Annotated in this window: 13 protein-coding genes and 1 other annotated feature; of the genes, 8 read left to right on the forward strand and 5 right to left on the reverse strand. The window is 53.5% G+C overall.

Annotation, left to right across the window (positions count from 1 at the left end):
• Positions 1 to 202: 202 nt before the first annotated feature.
• The 4 genes from thrL to thrC all read left to right on the forward strand — a co-directional run bounded on the left by thrL (position 203) and on the right by thrC (position 5033).
• Positions 203 to 268, forward strand: a complete 66-nt coding sequence (thrL, locus tag HV477_RS07855) for a thr operon leader peptide (protein ID WP_001575544.1) — start codon at positions 203 to 205, stop codon at positions 266 to 268.
• Positions 204 to 324 (forward strand) — a sequence feature (Thr leader region). It overlaps the preceding gene by 65 nt.
• 25 nt (positions 325 to 349) lie before the next feature.
• Positions 350 to 2812 carry a bifunctional aspartate kinase/homoserine dehydrogenase I gene (gene thrA, locus HV477_RS07860; RefSeq protein ID WP_079898707.1) on the forward strand — a complete coding sequence of 821 codons (2463 nt, stop codon included), beginning with the start codon at positions 350 to 352 and terminating at the stop codon, positions 2810 to 2812.
• A 1-nt stretch (position 2813) separates the two neighbouring features.
• Positions 2814 to 3743 carry a homoserine kinase gene (gene thrB, locus HV477_RS07865; protein ID WP_000241685.1) on the forward strand — a complete coding sequence of 310 codons (930 nt, stop codon included), beginning with the start codon at positions 2814 to 2816 and terminating at the stop codon, positions 3741 to 3743.
• 3 nt (positions 3744 to 3746) lie between these two features.
• Positions 3747 to 5033 (forward strand): threonine synthase, encoded by a 1287-nt coding sequence (gene thrC / locus HV477_RS07870; RefSeq protein ID WP_079823029.1) that lies wholly within the window; start codon positions 3747 to 3749, stop codon positions 5031 to 5033.
• A gap of 93 nt (positions 5034 to 5126) precedes the next feature.
• Here the strand turns inward: thrC and yaaA are convergent, their stop codons facing one another.
• Both yaaA and HV477_RS07880 read right to left on the reverse strand, forming a co-directional pair.
• Complete coding sequence (gene yaaA / locus HV477_RS07875) at positions 5127 to 5900, reverse strand: peroxide stress protein YaaA (RefSeq protein ID WP_000906175.1); 774 nt, start codon at positions 5898 to 5900, stop codon at positions 5127 to 5129.
• Between the two features lie 78 nt (positions 5901 to 5978).
• Entirely contained in the window at positions 5979 to 7409 is a 1431-nt protein-coding gene (locus tag HV477_RS07880; protein WP_079898706.1) for a sodium:alanine symporter family protein, read from the reverse strand.
• Between the two features lie 268 nt (positions 7410 to 7677).
• Between HV477_RS07880 and tal the strand changes: the two genes are divergently transcribed.
• Positions 7678 to 8631, forward strand: a complete 954-nt coding sequence (gene tal, locus HV477_RS07885; protein WP_000130175.1) for a transaldolase — start codon at positions 7678 to 7680, stop codon at positions 8629 to 8631.
• 110 nt (positions 8632 to 8741) lie between these two features.
• A complete protein-coding gene (mog, locus tag HV477_RS07890) occupies positions 8742 to 9332 on the forward strand; it encodes a molybdopterin adenylyltransferase (protein WP_001094677.1) in 591 nt (196 codons plus the stop codon).
• 60 nt (positions 9333 to 9392) lie between these two features.
• Here mog and satP read toward each other — a convergent pair whose 3' ends face one another.
• The 3 genes from satP to HV477_RS07905 all read right to left on the reverse strand — a co-directional run bounded on the left by satP (position 9393) and on the right by HV477_RS07905 (position 11262).
• The gene (satP, locus tag HV477_RS07895) at positions 9393 to 9959 is read right to left on the reverse strand and encodes an acetate uptake transporter (protein WP_000528525.1); all 567 of its coding nucleotides are present in this window, start codon (positions 9957 to 9959) and stop codon (positions 9393 to 9395) included.
• A 149-nt stretch (positions 9960 to 10108) separates the two neighbouring features.
• Positions 10109 to 10822, reverse strand: coding sequence for an acidic protein MsyB (gene msyB, locus HV477_RS07900; RefSeq protein WP_001103477.1), 714 nt, complete (start codon positions 10820 to 10822; stop codon positions 10109 to 10111).
• 35 nt (positions 10823 to 10857) lie between these two features.
• Positions 10858 to 11262 carry a DUF2541 family protein gene (locus HV477_RS07905; protein ID WP_001258084.1) on the reverse strand — a complete coding sequence of 135 codons (405 nt, stop codon included), beginning with the start codon at positions 11260 to 11262 and terminating at the stop codon, positions 10858 to 10860.
• 348 nt (positions 11263 to 11610) lie between these two features.
• Between HV477_RS07905 and dnaK the strand changes: the two genes are divergently transcribed.
• A complete protein-coding gene (dnaK, locus tag HV477_RS07910; protein WP_000516126.1) occupies positions 11611 to 13527 on the forward strand; it encodes a molecular chaperone DnaK in 1917 nt (638 codons plus the stop codon).
• 85 nt (positions 13528 to 13612) lie between these two features.
• Positions 13613 to 14752, forward strand: a complete 1140-nt coding sequence (gene dnaJ / locus HV477_RS07915; protein ID WP_001119009.1) for a molecular chaperone DnaJ — start codon at positions 13613 to 13615, stop codon at positions 14750 to 14752.
• Positions 14753 to 14915 lie beyond the last annotated feature (163 nt).

Here is a 14915-nt window from a genome sequence, read left to right on the forward strand (position 1 = left end):
TTTTAAAATAATAAGAGATTACGTCTGGTTGCAAGAGACCGTGACAGGGGGAATTGGTTGAAAATAAATATATCGCCAGCAGCACATGAACAAATTTCGGAATGTGATCAATTTAAAAATTTATTGACTTAGGCGGGCAGATACTTTAACCAATATAGGAATACAAGACAGACAAATAAAAATGACAGAGTACACAACATCCATGAACCGCATCAGCACCACCACCATTACCACCATCACCATTACCACAGGTAACGGTGCGGGCTGACGCGTACAGGAAACACAGAAAAAAGCCCGCACCTGAACAGTGCGGGCTTTTTTTTCGACCAGAGATCACGAGGTAACAACCATGCGAGTGTTGAAGTTCGGCGGTACATCAGTGGCAAATGCAGAACGTTTTCTGCGTGTTGCCGATATTCTGGAAAGCAATGCCAGGCAAGGGCAGGTAGCGACCGTACTTTCCGCCCCCGCGAAAATTACCAACCATCTGGTGGCGATGATTGAAAAAACTATCGGCGGTCAGGATGCTTTGCCGAATATCAGCGATGCCGAACGTATTTTTTCTGACCTGCTCGCAGGACTTGCCAGCGCGCAGCCGGGATTCCCGCTTGCACGGTTGAAAATGGTTGTCGAACAAGAATTCGCTCAGATCAAACATGTTTTGCATGGTATCAGCCTGCTGGGTCAGTGCCCGGATAGCATCAACGCCGCGCTGATTTGCCGTGGCGAAAAAATGTCGATCGCGATTATGGCGGGACTTCTGGAGGCGCGTGGGCATCGCGTCACGGTGATCGATCCGGTAGAAAAATTGCTGGCGGTGGGCCATTACCTTGAATCTACCGTCGATATCGCGGAATCGACTCGCCGTATCGCCGCCAGCCAGATCCCGGCCGATCACATGATCCTGATGGCGGGCTTTACCGCCGGTAATGAAAAGGGTGAACTGGTGGTGCTGGGCCGTAATGGTTCCGACTATTCCGCCGCCGTGCTGGCCGCCTGTTTACGCGCTGACTGCTGTGAAGTCTGGACTGACGTCGATGGCGTGTATACCTGTGACCCGCGCCAGGTGCCGGACGCCAGGCTGCTGAAATCGATGTCCTACCAGGAAGCGATGGAACTCTCTTACTTCGGCGCCAAAGTCCTTCACCCTCGCACCATTACGCCCATCGCCCAGTTCCAGATCCCCTGTCTGATTAAAAATACCGGTAATCCGCAGGCGCCAGGAACGCTGATCGGCGCGTCCAGCGACGATGATAACCTGCCGGTTAAAGGGATCTCTAACCTTAACAACATGGCGATGTTTAGCGTCTCCGGCCCGGGAATGAAAGGGATGATTGGGATGGCGGCGCGTGTTTTCGCCGCCATGTCTCGCGCCGGGATCTCGGTGGTGCTCATTACCCAGTCCTCCTCTGAGTACAGCATCAGTTTCTGTGTGCCGCAGAGTGACTGCGCGCGTGCCCGCCGTGCGATGCAGGATGAGTTCTATCTGGAGCTGAAAGAGGGGCTGCTGGAGCCGCTGGCGGTTACGGAGCGGTTGGCGATTATCTCTGTTGTCGGCGACGGTATGCGCACGCTACGCGGCATTTCAGCGAAATTCTTCGCCGCGCTGGCGCGGGCTAATATCAATATCGTGGCGATCGCTCAGGGATCTTCTGAGCGTTCCATTTCTGTGGTGGTGAATAACGACGATGCCACCACCGGCGTGCGGGTAACGCACCAGATGCTGTTCAATACCGATCAGGTGATTGAAGTGTTTGTCATTGGCGTCGGCGGCGTCGGCGGCGCGCTACTGGAACAGCTTAAACGTCAGCAAACCTGGCTGAAGAACAAGCACATCGATCTACGCGTGTGCGGCGTGGCGAACTCAAAGGCGTTGCTAACCAATGTGCATGGCCTGAATCTGGACAACTGGCAGGCGGAACTGGCGCAAGCGAACGCGCCGTTCAATCTGGGACGCTTAATTCGCCTGGTGAAAGAATATCATCTACTCAATCCGGTGATTGTTGATTGTACCTCCAGTCAGGCGGTGGCCGACCAATATGCCGACTTCCTGCGTGAAGGGTTCCATGTGGTGACGCCGAACAAGAAAGCGAACACCTCGTCGATGGACTACTACCATCAGCTACGTTTCGCCGCCGCGCAATCACGGCGCAAATTCTTGTATGACACCAACGTCGGCGCCGGTTTGCCGGTAATCGAAAACCTGCAAAACCTGCTGAATGCCGGTGATGAACTGCAAAAATTTTCCGGCATTCTTTCCGGGTCGCTCTCTTTTATTTTCGGTAAACTGGAAGAGGGGATGAGTCTCTCACAGGCGACCGCGCTGGCGCGCGAGATGGGCTATACCGAACCCGATCCGCGCGACGATCTTTCCGGTATGGATGTGGCGCGGAAACTGTTGATCCTCGCCCGCGAGACGGGTCGCGAGCTGGAGCTTTCCGATATTGTGATTGAACCGGTGTTGCCGAACGAGTTTGACGCCTCCGGCGATGTGACCGCTTTTATGGCGCATCTGCCGCAGCTTGACGACGCGTTTGCCGCCCGTGTGGCGAAAGCTCGTGATGAAGGTAAGGTATTGCGCTATGTGGGCAATATCGAAGAGGATGGCGTGTGCCGCGTGAAGATTGCCGAAGTTGATGGTAACGATCCGCTCTTCAAAGTGAAAAACGGTGAAAACGCGCTGGCGTTCTACAGCCACTATTATCAGCCCTTGCCGTTGGTGCTGCGCGGCTACGGCGCAGGCAATGATGTGACGGCGGCGGGCGTGTTTGCCGATCTGTTACGGACCCTCTCATGGAAGTTAGGAGTTTAACATGGTGAAAGTGTATGCCCCGGCTTCCAGCGCGAACATGAGCGTCGGTTTCGACGTGTTGGGCGCGGCCGTCACACCCGTTGACGGCACGTTGCTGGGCGATGTGGTATCCGTTGAAGCAGCGGATCATTTCCGTCTGCATAACCTGGGGCGATTTGCCGATAAACTGCCGCCGGAGCCGCGTGAAAATATTGTTTATCAGTGCTGGGAACGTTTTTGCCAGGCATTGGGGAAAACCATCCCGGTGGCGATGACGCTGGAAAAAAATATGCCGATTGGTTCCGGGTTAGGGTCCAGCGCCTGTTCCGTCGTCGCCGCGCTGGTCGCGATGAATGAGCACTGCGGCAAACCGTTAAACGACACGCGTCTGTTGGCGCTGATGGGCGAGCTGGAAGGCCGTATCTCCGGCAGCATCCATTACGATAACGTCGCGCCGTGCTTTCTTGGCGGTATGCAGTTGATGATTGAAGAAAACGGCATTATTAGTCAGCAGGTGCCGGGCTTTGATGAGTGGCTATGGGTACTGGCTTATCCGGGCATTAAAGTTTCTACCGCAGAAGCACGGGCCATTTTGCCTGCGCAGTATCGCCGTCAGGATTGCATTGCGCATGGACGGCATCTGGCCGGTTTTATTCACGCCTGTTACTCGCGGCAGCCGCAGCTTGCCGCCGCGCTGATGAAAGATGTTATTGCCGAACCATACCGCGCGCGTTTACTGCCGGGCTTTAGCCAGGCGCGGCAGGCGGTGTCGGAGATCGGCGCGCTGGCGAGCGGGATTTCCGGATCGGGGCCGACGCTGTTTGCGCTATGCGATAAACCGGAGACGGCGCAACGCGTCGCGGACTGGCTGAGCAAACATTATCTGCAAAATCAGGAAGGCTTCGTTCATATTTGCCGGCTGGATACGGCGGGCGCACGAGTAGTGGGATAATCAATGAAACTCTATAATCTGAAAGACCATAATGAGCAGGTCAGCTTTGCGCAGGCCGTCACGCAAGGGCTGGGCAAACAGCAGGGACTTTTTTTTCCGCACGATCTGCCGGAGTTTAGCCTGACGGAAATTGATGAGATGCTCAACCAGGACTTTGTCAGCCGTAGCGCAAAGATCCTCTCGGCATTTATTGGCGATGAAATACCGCAGCAAATTCTGGAGGAGCGCGTCCGCGCGGCGTTTGCGTTCCCGGCGCCGGTAGCGCAGGTAGAAAGCGATGTCGGCTGCCTGGAGCTGTTCCATGGTCCGACGCTGGCCTTTAAAGACTTCGGCGGGCGTTTTATGGCGCAAATGCTGACGCATATCAGCGGCGACAAACCGGTGACGATTCTGACCGCAACGTCAGGCGATACCGGCGCGGCGGTGGCTCACGCGTTCTATGGCCTGGAAAATGTGCGGGTCGTCATTCTCTACCCGCGCGGTAAAATCAGTCCGTTGCAGGAAAAACTGTTCTGTACGCTGGGCGGCAACATTGAAACCGTGGCGATCGACGGCGATTTCGACGCTTGCCAGGCGCTGGTGAAACAGGCATTTGATGACGAAGATCTGAAAACGGCGCTGGGGCTGAATTCGGCTAATTCGATTAATATCAGCCGCCTGTTGGCGCAAATTTGCTACTACTTTGAAGCCGTGGCGCAACTGCCGCAGGGGGCGCGTAACCAACTGGTGATCTCCGTCCCCAGCGGCAACTTTGGCGATTTGACGGCAGGGCTGCTGGCGAAGTCGTTAGGCCTACCGGTGAAACGTTTTATCGCCGCCACCAACGTCAACGACACGGTGCCGCGTTTTCTGCATGACGGGAAGTGGGCGCCGAAAGCGACGCAGGCGACCCTGTCGAATGCGATGGATGTCAGCCAGCCGAATAACTGGCCGCGTGTGGAGGAGCTATTCCGCCGTAAAATCTGGCGTCTGACTGAGCTGGGCTATGCGGCGGTGGATGACACTACGACACAACAGACGATGCGCGAGCTGAAAGCGAAAGGTTATATCTCGGAACCTCATGCGGCGGTAGCGTATCGGGCATTACGCGACCAGTTAAACCCTGGCGAGTATGGCTTGTTTCTCGGAACGGCGCATCCGGCGAAGTTTAAAGAAAGCGTGGAGTCCATTCTGGGAGAAACGCTGGCCTTGCCTGAAGCGCTCGCCGAACGCGCCGATCTGCCGCTGCTTTCACATCATCTGCCTGCGGATTTTGCCGCCCTGCGTAAGCTGATGATGACCCGCCAGTAACCATTGCGCCCGGTGGCGCTGTCGCTTACCGGGCCTATGGGGTGGTGTCGATTTGTAGGCCGGATAAGGCGTAACCGCCATCCGGCGATGCCGTTACTGCTCGTAGCGTTTAAAGACCAGCTCGTCTTGTGTGGAGGTTTCTTCATCAAAGAAATACCCTTCACGGTCAAACGCGGTAAGCTGTTCCGGCTTCGTTAAGCGGTTTTCAATAATAAAACGGCTCATCAGTCCGCGCGCTTTTTTGGCGTAGAAGCTTACCACCTTAAACTTGCCGTTTTTCTCATCAAGGAACACGGGCTTAATCAGTTCGGCATTCAGTTTCTTCGGCTTCACCGATTTAAAATATTCCTCGGAGGCCAGATTCACTACCACCCGATCGCCCTGCGCCTCAAGCGCTTCGTTGAGCTTATCGGTAATGATATCGCCCCAGAATTGATAAAGATCTTTGCCGCGCGGATTCTCCAGGCGAATCCCCATCTCCAGACGATAAGGCTGCATTAAATCCAGCGGGCGCAATACGCCATACAAGCCAGAGAGCATACGCAGATGTTGTTGAGCAAAATCAAAATCCGCGTCGTTGAACGTTTCCGCCTGTAGGCCGGTATAAACATCGCCTTTGAACGCCAGAATCGCCTGGCGTGCATTATCCGGCGTAAAATGAGGCTGCCAGTCATGAAAACGCGTGGCGTTGAGATCCGCCAGTTTGTCGCTAATTCCCATCAGCCTGGAAATTTGCGGCGCCGAAAGCTGGCGGGCCTGTTGAATAAGCTGCTGGCTGTGATCCAACAGCTCCGGCTGGGTATAGCGGGTCGTGGCCAGCGGGCTTTGATAATCAAGCGTTTTTGCAGGTGAAATCAGAATCAGCATATTCAGTCCTTGCAGGGAATTTTCTGCGACTTTAGCAAAAAAACGCCGCAGAGTTGACCGATGGTTGCGATTGTCGGCTTAATCGCGCGATGCCGCCTCCCAGGTATCTGGCGCCAGTTGTGGTTCGATATCCGGGAAGCGCCGCGGATCGAACTGCGGTCTTACGCCCAGTTTCCGTTGTCGCAGATAATCGCCGGCAAGGGTATACACCACCGGTGAGAGCAACAAAATCGCCGTCAGATTGGTAATGGCCATACAGGCCATGATCATGTCAGCGAGCTGCCATATCAGCGGAAAACTGATAAGCGTACCGGCGATAACCATGCCAAGCGTCGCAAGGCGTAATAGCCAGATAGCCTTTGCGTTATGTAACCGCAGAAAAAACAGATTGTTTTCAGCGTAAATATAGTTGGCGACGATAGAACTGAACGCGAACAGAATGACGATAAGCGCGACAAAACTGGCGCCCCATTCACCGGTCAACGAAACCATTGCATGTTGGAGAAGCTGAATGCCTTCTGTTGACGAATGGGACGCGTGATTCCCCGCCAGCAGGATAATCATCGCGCTGGCGGTACAGATGATAATGGTGTCGCTGAATACGCCAATCATTTGCACAATCCCCTGCGCGACAGGGTGAGGGGGATACGACGTTGCCGCCGCGGCCGCATTAGGCGTTGACCCCATACCCGCTTCATTAGAGAACATCCCACGCTGAAAACCGCTGGTAATAGCCTGAGTGAGCGTATATCCGGCTGCGCCTGCCGCGGCTTCCTGCCAACCAAATGCGCTTTTGACTATCGAGGCGATAACGCCAGGCATTTGCTCAATATGCCAGAGGCAAATGAATACGCTGCCGGCGACCCACAATAACGCGATGATGGGAATCAGCCATTGCATCAGACGGGCGACGCCTTTGATGCCGCGAATGATAATTAACAGGGCACAGAGCGCCAGAGCAATGCCGGAGATAAGCGGCGGAATGTTGAAGGCGAAATGGAGCGCGCGTGAGACGGCATTCGCCTGCACGCTATTAAAAATCAACCCGTAGGCGACGAGCAGAAAGAGGGCGAAAACCACGCCCATCCAGCGCATTCCCAGCCCACGCGCCATATACCACGCCGGGCCGCCGCGGAACTGGCCTGTCGGGTCACGTTCTTTATAAAGCTGGGCAAGCGAACACTCGGCGAAGGAGGTCGCCATGCCAATGATGGCCGAGACCCACATCCAGAATACCGCGCCGGGACCGCCTGCGGCGATAGCCAGCGCCACGCCGGCCAGATTACCGCTGCCAATCCGCGCCGCGAGGCTGGTACACAGTGCCTGAAATGACGTCAGGCCGCCTGGCTGCGGGCTAAGGCTGCCTTTCAGACTGCGGCTAAATTGGCGAATATAACGAAATTGAATGAATCCGGTACGCCAGGTAAACCAACATCCTGCGCCGAGCAGCAGGTAAATCATTACCGAGCCCCAGAGTATTTCGTTAATAAAACTGAAAAACTCAGGCATTAACGTCCCTCTTGTTGATGCCGGCACGCTTTGATAATCCTGTATAAGCGTGACCCATGATGTAGATGACCTTGTCAGACTAATATTAACGGCAGTTTACCATAAATACGGCGGTATCCTTTAATTGCGCATCAACCGTCGTCAGATACGCAAACAGTGCACAAGGGCAGCCAGGTGCATGTAGGCGGTTGCGCTGTGAGTGCGTCGTGTTATCATCAGGGTAGACCGGTTACATCCCCTAACAAGCTGTTTAAAGAGAAACTCTATCATGACGGACAAATTGACCTCCCTTCGTCAGTTCACCACCGTAGTGGCTGATACCGGAGATATCGCGGCAATGAAGCTGTACCAGCCGCAGGATGCTACAACTAACCCTTCTCTCATTCTTAACGCAGCGCAAATCCCGGAATATCGTAAGCTGATTGACGATGCTGTCGCCTGGGCGAAACAGCAGAGCAGCGACCGCGCGCAGCAGGTTGTTGACGCGACCGATAAGCTGGCGGTGAATATTGGCCTGGAAATCCTGAAGCTGGTGCCGGGGCGTATTTCTACCGAAGTTGACGCGCGTCTGTCTTATGACACTGAAGCGTCTATCGCCAAAGCAAAACGTATCATTAAACTCTACAATGATGCGGGTATCAGCAACGATCGTATCCTGATCAAGCTGGCGTCCACCTGGCAGGGCATTCGTGCAGCCGAACAGCTGGAAAAAGAAGGCATCAACTGTAACCTGACGCTGCTGTTCTCCTTCGCGCAGGCGCGTGCGTGCGCCGAAGCGGGCGTCTACCTGATCTCGCCGTTCGTAGGTCGTATTCTTGACTGGTATAAAGCCAATACCGACAAGAAAGACTATGCGCCAGCTGAAGATCCGGGCGTGGTTTCCGTAACGGAAATCTACGAGTACTACAAACAGCATGGTTACGAAACCGTCGTTATGGGCGCAAGCTTCCGTAACGTAGGCGAAATTCTGGAACTGGCGGGCTGCGACCGTCTGACTATCGCGCCGGCATTGCTGAAAGAACTGGCGGAAAGCGAAGGGGCGATTGAGCGTAAGCTCTCTTTCTCCGGCGAAGTCAAAGCGCGCCCGGAACGCATTACCGAAGCCGAGTTCCTGTGGCAGCATCACCAGGACCCCATGGCGGTTGACAAACTGGCGGATGGTATCCGTAAGTTTGCGGTAGACCAGGAAAAACTGGAAAAAATGATCGGCGATCTGCTGTAATCATTAACGCGTGGCCCTGATATGGGTCACGCTACCTCTTCTGAAACCTGTCTGTCCTTCCTTTCGCAGTGTATCATTCTGTTTAACGAGACTGTTTAAACGGAATAATCATGAATACTTTACGCATTGGCCTGGTTTCCATTTCTGACCGTGCTTCCAGCGGCGTTTACCAGGATAAAGGTATCCCGGCCCTTGAAGAGTGGCTGGCATCTGCCCTTACCACCCCTTTTGAGCTGCAAACGCGACTGATCCCGGATGAACAGGCGATCATCGAACAGACCTTATGTGAACTGGTTGATGAGATGAGTTGTCATCTGGTGCTGACCACTGGCGGTACCGGTCCGGCGCGTCGCGACGTCACGCCGGACGCAACCCTTGCCATCGCCGACCGTGAAATGCCAGGTTTTGGCGAACAGATGCGCCAGATCAGCCTGCGCTTTGTGCCGACCGCCATTCTTTCCCGCCAGGTGGGCGTTATCCGTAAACAGGCGTTAATTCTTAATCTGCCTGGACAGCCAAAATCGATCAAAGAAACGCTGGAAGGCGTAAAAGCGGACGATGGCAGCGTTAGCGTGCCGGGCATTTTTGCGAGCGTGCCGTATTGTATACAGCTGCTTGACGGGCCGTATGTCGAAACCGCGCCGGAAGTGGTTGCCGCTTTCCGTCCGAAGAGCGCCAGACGTGAGAATATGTCGTCCTGACCGGAGGGAGGATACTGATAGTAGGGTTATTCCTCCCGGTGCGGGAGGAATAAAAGAGATTTAGTGCGCCTCGCCGATTGGCAGAATAGTGCGGCCAAATTGCTCGTTTAGCACTTCACCCATCGCCAGATAAATAGCGCTGGCGCCGCAAACCAGACCAACCCAGCCTGCGATATGGATAATGGCTTCGTTACCGGTGATATTGCCGACCGCCAGCAGAGCGAACAGTACGGTCAGGCTCAGGAAAACAAATTGCAGCGCGCGGGCGGCTTTCAGCGTACCGAAGAACATAAACAGCGTGAACACGCCCCACAGACCTAAATAAGCGCCGAGTAGCTGAGCGTCAGGCGCATCCGTCAGGCCCATTTTCGGCATCAGCAGGATAGCGACCAGCGTCAGCCAGAACGAACCGTAAGAGGTAAAGGCCGTTAAACCAAAGGTATTGCCTTTTTTGTATTCCAGCAGACCGGCAAAAATTTGCGCGATACCGCCGTAGAAAATCCCCATCGCCAGAATAATACCGTCCAGGGCGAAAAAACCGGCATTGTGCAGGTTAAGCAGAATGGTGGTCATGCCGAAGCCCATCAGGCCCAGCGGTGCCGGATTAGCCAACTTAGTGTTGCCCATAATTCCTCAAAATCATCATAATTGAATGGTGAAATAGTTTCCCAGAATAACGAGTTCCGTATTCGGGGCGCGGCATAATAATCAGGGGGAAGAGGACTGTCTATGATCTAATAAGGGGGAAAAGAAAATATTTCCCCCTGTGAGGGCATTCACGCCTGAACGGCTGCCATCATTCGTCGCAGGCAGGCTATTTGCAACACCGCCGGAATAGTCACGCGATACGCGCTGCCGCTCATCGCTTTGACGCCGTTTAACGCCGCGCCGACCGGGCCGCCAAGACCTGCGCCGCGCAGCAATCCGTGGCCCAGGATGCTCATTGCGGCATGGGTACGTAAAATGCGGGTAAGCTGGGTGGAAAGCAGGTGGGAGACCCCTTTTGCCAGACTGCGATCTTTCATGAGCAGCGGCAGCAGTTCTTCCAGTTCAGAAACTTTGGCGTCTACGGCTTGCAGAAATTCCTGCTTATGCGCCGCGTCCATCTTCTGCCAGGTATGACGTAAAAAATGCTCCAGCAGTTGCTGTTCTATTTCAAACGTCGACATGCTTTTATCTGCTTTAAGTTTTAGCCGTTTTGCGACATCCAGCAGAATCGCGCGGTACTGTTTTCCGTGTCCGCGCAATTTGTTGGCGATACTGTCGCCGCCGTAATGCTGAAACTCGCCGGCAATGAGCTGCCAGTTACGGCGGTGTTGCTCCGGGTGACCTTCCATCGCTTTGAACAGCTCGTTATGACTAAGGACGCTTGACAAGCGAGCCTTGCCCTTTTCGTTATGCGTCAGCAAACGGGCGAAATCGGCGAGTTGTTCTTCGCTACAATGCTGAAGAAAGTCTAAATCCTCGTCGTGTAAATAAGTGACGTTCATTTTCAGTCTGGCTTTTGGAATAGAAATAACAGCGATTAATCGTCGCCAATGACTTTAAGTCTCGCCATATCGGAAGAATTTACCGTATGGCCTGAGAAGGTAATCTTTGATACGCAGCGTTTGTTGTCGTTATCGCTATTAATATTGATCCAGCCTGTCGTCTGGCCTTCTTTGATTGAGGAAGGGACGTTCAGGCTTTGGCTGGCGCTACGCGCAGTTTTAAAATAGACGGATGCGCCGCTAAGTTCGATGTCGCCGTGATCCGCCGTGAGTTGAATGCGCTTCACGATGCGGCAGACGGGAATTTTCAGCGCGAGATCGTTCGTTTCATTTCTGGGCATGGCAATAACACCCAGTATTTTATGGTCGTTCGCGTGCGCGACGCTACTTAACGCCAGGCCGAAAAGCAGACCGGCGGAAATCGTTAACACAGATCGCATGGAATTTCTCTTTGACGGGTTCAATAAGCAATTACCGTCTATCATACTCTGCTCATGACAACGATTCAGTTTTGTAATCTTTTCTTTTTATTACAATTTTTCTGTGAATAGTATTCGTTGTTTAATTTATTTCATGAATATTTATCTGTCTGGTTTTCCATCGCGCCCTCTCGTCACTAAAAAATTTTTTCATCTCCCCCTTGATGACGTGGGTTACGACCCCATCTTGTAGTCAACCGCAGTGGTGAGTCTGAAAAAAAACGATTCAGGGTAGTTGAAACCGCACGTTTCGCCCTTATTACAGATTCACAACCACATGATGACCGAATTTTTAGTGGAGACGTTTAGATGGGTAAAATTATTGGTATCGACCTGGGTACTACCAACTCTTGTGTAGCGATTATGGATGGAACGCAGGCACGCGTGCTGGAGAACGCCGAGGGCGATCGCACTACGCCTTCTATCATTGCTTATACCCAGGATGGTGAAACTCTGGTTGGTCAGCCGGCTAAACGTCAGGCAGTGACAAACCCGCAAAACACCCTGTTTGCGATTAAACGCCTGATTGGCCGCCGCTTCCAGGACGAAGAAGTTCAACGTGACGTTTCTATCATGCCGTACAAAATCATCGGCGCCGACAACGGCGACGCATGGCTTGATGTGAAAGGTCAGAAAATGGCGCCGCCGCAGATTTCTGCCGAAGTGCTGAAGAAAATGAAGAAAACGGCTGAAGATTATCTGGGCGAACCGGTAACTGAAGCGGTTATCACCGTACCGGCTTACTTTAACGATGCGCAGCGTCAGGCTACCAAAGATGCGGGTCGTATCGCGGGGCTGGAAGTTAAACGTATCATCAACGAACCGACTGCCGCAGCGCTGGCTTACGGTCTGGATAAAGAAGTCGGCAACCGTACTATCGCGGTTTACGACCTCGGTGGTGGTACTTTCGATATCTCTATTATCGAAATCGACGAAGTTGATGGCGAAAAAACCTTTGAAGTTCTGGCAACCAACGGTGATACCCACCTGGGTGGTGAAGACTTCGATACCCGCCTGATCAACTACCTCGTTGACGAGTTTAAGAAAGATCAGGGCATTGACCTGCGTAACGATCCGCTGGCCATGCAGCGCCTGAAAGAAGCCGCAGAAAAAGCCAAAATCGAGCTGTCTTCTGCGCAGCAGACCGACGTGAACCTGCCGTACATTACCGCAGATGCCACCGGTCCGAAACACATGAACATCAAAGTGACTCGTGCAAAACTGGAAAGCCTGGTTGAAGATCTGGTGAACCGTTCTATCGAGCCGCTGAAAGTCGCACTGCAGGACGCTGGCCTGTCCGTGTCTGATATCAACGACGTGATCCTCGTCGGCGGTCAGACCCGTATGCCAATGGTGCAGAAAAAAGTGGCTGAATTCTTTGGTAAAGAGCCGCGTAAAGACGTTAACCCGGACGAAGCTGTGGCTATCGGCGCAGCGGTACAGGGCGGCGTGTTGACCGGTGATGTGAAAGACGTACTGCTGCTGGACGTTACCCCGCTGTCTCTGGGTATCGAAACGATGGGTGGCGTGATGACTCCGCTTATCACCAAAAACACCACCATCCCGACCAAGCACAGCCAGGTGTTCTCTACTGCGGAAGACAACCAGTCTGCGGTAACCATCCATGTGCTGCAGGGTGAGCGTAAGCGTGCGTCTGATAACAAATCTCTGGGTCAGTTCAACCTGGATGGCATCAACCCGGCGCCGCGCGGTATGCCGCAGATCGAAGTCACCTTCGATATCGATGCTGACGGTATCCTGCACGTCTCCGCGAAAGATAAAAATAGCGGTAAAGAGCAGAAGATCACTATCAAGGCGTCTTCTGGTCTGAACGAGGAAGAAATTCAGAAAATGGTTCGCGATGCAGAAGCGAACGCTGAATCCGACCGTAAGTTCGAAGAGCTGGTTCAGACCCGTAACCAGGGCGACCATCTGCTGCACAGCACCCGTAAGCAGGTTGAAGAAGCAGGCGATAAACTGCCGGCTGATGACAAAACCGCTATCGAGTCTGCCCTGAGCGCGCTGGAAACTGCCCTGAAAGGCGAAGATAAAGCCGCTATCGAAGCGAAAATGCAGGAACTGGCGCAGGTTTCCCAGAAACTGATGGAAATCGCTCAGCAGCAACATGCGCAGCAGCAGGCTGGCTCCGCTGACGCTTCTGCAAACAACGCGAAAGATGACGACGTTGTCGACGCTGAGTTTGAAGAAGTAAAAGATAAAAAATAATCGCCCTTTGAACGGGTAATTACTGGCACGGGCGAAGAGGTTTCCTCTCCGCCCGTGTATGCATGTTAAGGGCAGATAAAAAGAGATGGCGAAAAGAGATTACTACGAGATTTTAGGCGTTTCCAAAACAGCGGAAGAGCGTGAAATCAAAAAGGCGTATAAGCGCCTGGCCATGAAATATCATCCGGACCGCAATCAGGGTGATAAAGAGGCCGAAGCTAAGTTTAAAGAGATTAAAGAAGCCTACGAAGTGCTGACCGATGCGCAAAAACGCGCAGCCTACGATCAGTATGGTCACGCCGCGTTTGAACAAGGCGGTATGGGCGGCGGATTTGGCGGCGGCTTTAATGGCGGCGCTGATTTCAGTGATATCTTTGGTGACGTTTTTGGCGATATCTTTGGCGGCGGGCGTGGTCGCCAACGTGCGGCGCGTGGGGCTGATTTACGTTATAACATGGATCTCACCCTGGAAGAAGCGGTGCGTGGCGTGACCAAAGAGATCCGTATTCCGACGCTGGAGGAGTGCGACGTTTGCCACGGCAGCGGCGCGAAAGCTGGTACGCAACCGCAAACCTGTCCGACCTGTCATGGTTCTGGTCAGGTACAGATGCGCCAGGGATTCTTTGCTGTACAGCAGACCTGCCCACACTGTCAGGGACGCGGTACGCTGATCAAAGATCCGTGCCATAAATGTCACGGTCATGGGCGTGTTGAAAAGAGTAAAACTCTGTCCGTTAAAATCCCGGCGGGCGTGGATACCGGCGATCGTATTCGTCTGGCAGGCGAGGGCGAAGCGGGCGAGCATGGCGCACCGGCAGGCGACTTGTATGTTCAGGTCCAGGTGAAACAACACCCTATTTTCGAGCGTGAAGGCAATAATCTTTATTGCGAAGTGCCGATTAACTTTGCGATGGCGGCGCTCGGCGGTGAAATTGAAGTGCCGACGTTAGATGGTCGCGTGATGCTGAAAGTACCGAGCGAAACACAAACGGGCAAGCTGTTCCGTATGCGCGGCAAAGGCGTGAAGTCCGTACGCGGTGGCGCGCAGGGCGATTTGCTGTGCCGTGTGGTGGTTGAAACGCCGGTCGGTCTGAGCGAAAAACAGAAGCAATTGCTAAAAGATCTTCAGGAAAGTTTTGGCGGCCCGACGGGAGAGAAAAACAGCCCGCGTTCAAAAAGCTTCTTTGACGGCGTGAAAAAATTCTTTGACGATTTGACTCGCTAATCTTTTTCCCGTTGTATTTTTCTTCAGCCCGGGTGTATATCCGGGCTTTTTTTTGTCTATGGAAAACCCCCAGCTAGGCTGGGGGTTCCGGAAAGCTTTCAGCTTTAAGTCAGTTATTAAAACCCCTTTTGATTTGTTAAAACATCTTGCGGTCTGGCAACTG

The sequence above is a fragment of the Salmonella sp. SG203 genome, assembly GCF_013350575.1.
Lineage (GTDB): Bacteria > Pseudomonadota > Gammaproteobacteria > Enterobacterales > Enterobacteriaceae > Salmonella > Salmonella enterica.

Coding starts and splice junctions, on each gene's coding strand:
- thrA (WP_079898707.1), top strand. CDS start 350: ATGCGAGTGTTGAAGTTCGGCGGTACATCAGTGGCAAATGCAGAACGT.
- thrB (WP_000241685.1), top strand. CDS start 2,814: ATGGTGAAAGTGTATGCCCCGGCTTCCAGCGCGAACATGAGCGTCGGT.
- thrC (WP_079823029.1), top strand. CDS start 3,747: ATGAAACTCTATAATCTGAAAGACCATAATGAGCAGGTCAGCTTTGCG.
- yaaA (WP_000906175.1), bottom strand. CDS start 5,900: ATGCTGATTCTGATTTCACCTGCAAAAACGCTTGATTATCAAAGCCCG.
- HV477_RS07880 (WP_079898706.1), bottom strand. CDS start 7,409: ATGCCTGAGTTTTTCAGTTTTATTAACGAAATACTCTGGGGCTCGGTA.
- tal (WP_000130175.1), top strand. CDS start 7,678: ATGACGGACAAATTGACCTCCCTTCGTCAGTTCACCACCGTAGTGGCT.
- mog (WP_001094677.1), top strand. CDS start 8,742: ATGAATACTTTACGCATTGGCCTGGTTTCCATTTCTGACCGTGCTTCC.
- satP (WP_000528525.1), bottom strand. CDS start 9,959: ATGGGCAACACTAAGTTGGCTAATCCGGCACCGCTGGGCCTGATGGGC.
- msyB (WP_001103477.1), bottom strand. CDS start 10,822: ATGAACGTCACTTATTTACACGACGAGGATTTAGACTTTCTTCAGCAT.
- HV477_RS07905 (WP_001258084.1), bottom strand. CDS start 11,262: ATGCGATCTGTGTTAACGATTTCCGCCGGTCTGCTTTTCGGCCTGGCG.
- dnaK (WP_000516126.1), top strand. CDS start 11,611: ATGGGTAAAATTATTGGTATCGACCTGGGTACTACCAACTCTTGTGTA.
- dnaJ (WP_001119009.1), top strand. CDS start 13,613: ATGGCGAAAAGAGATTACTACGAGATTTTAGGCGTTTCCAAAACAGCG.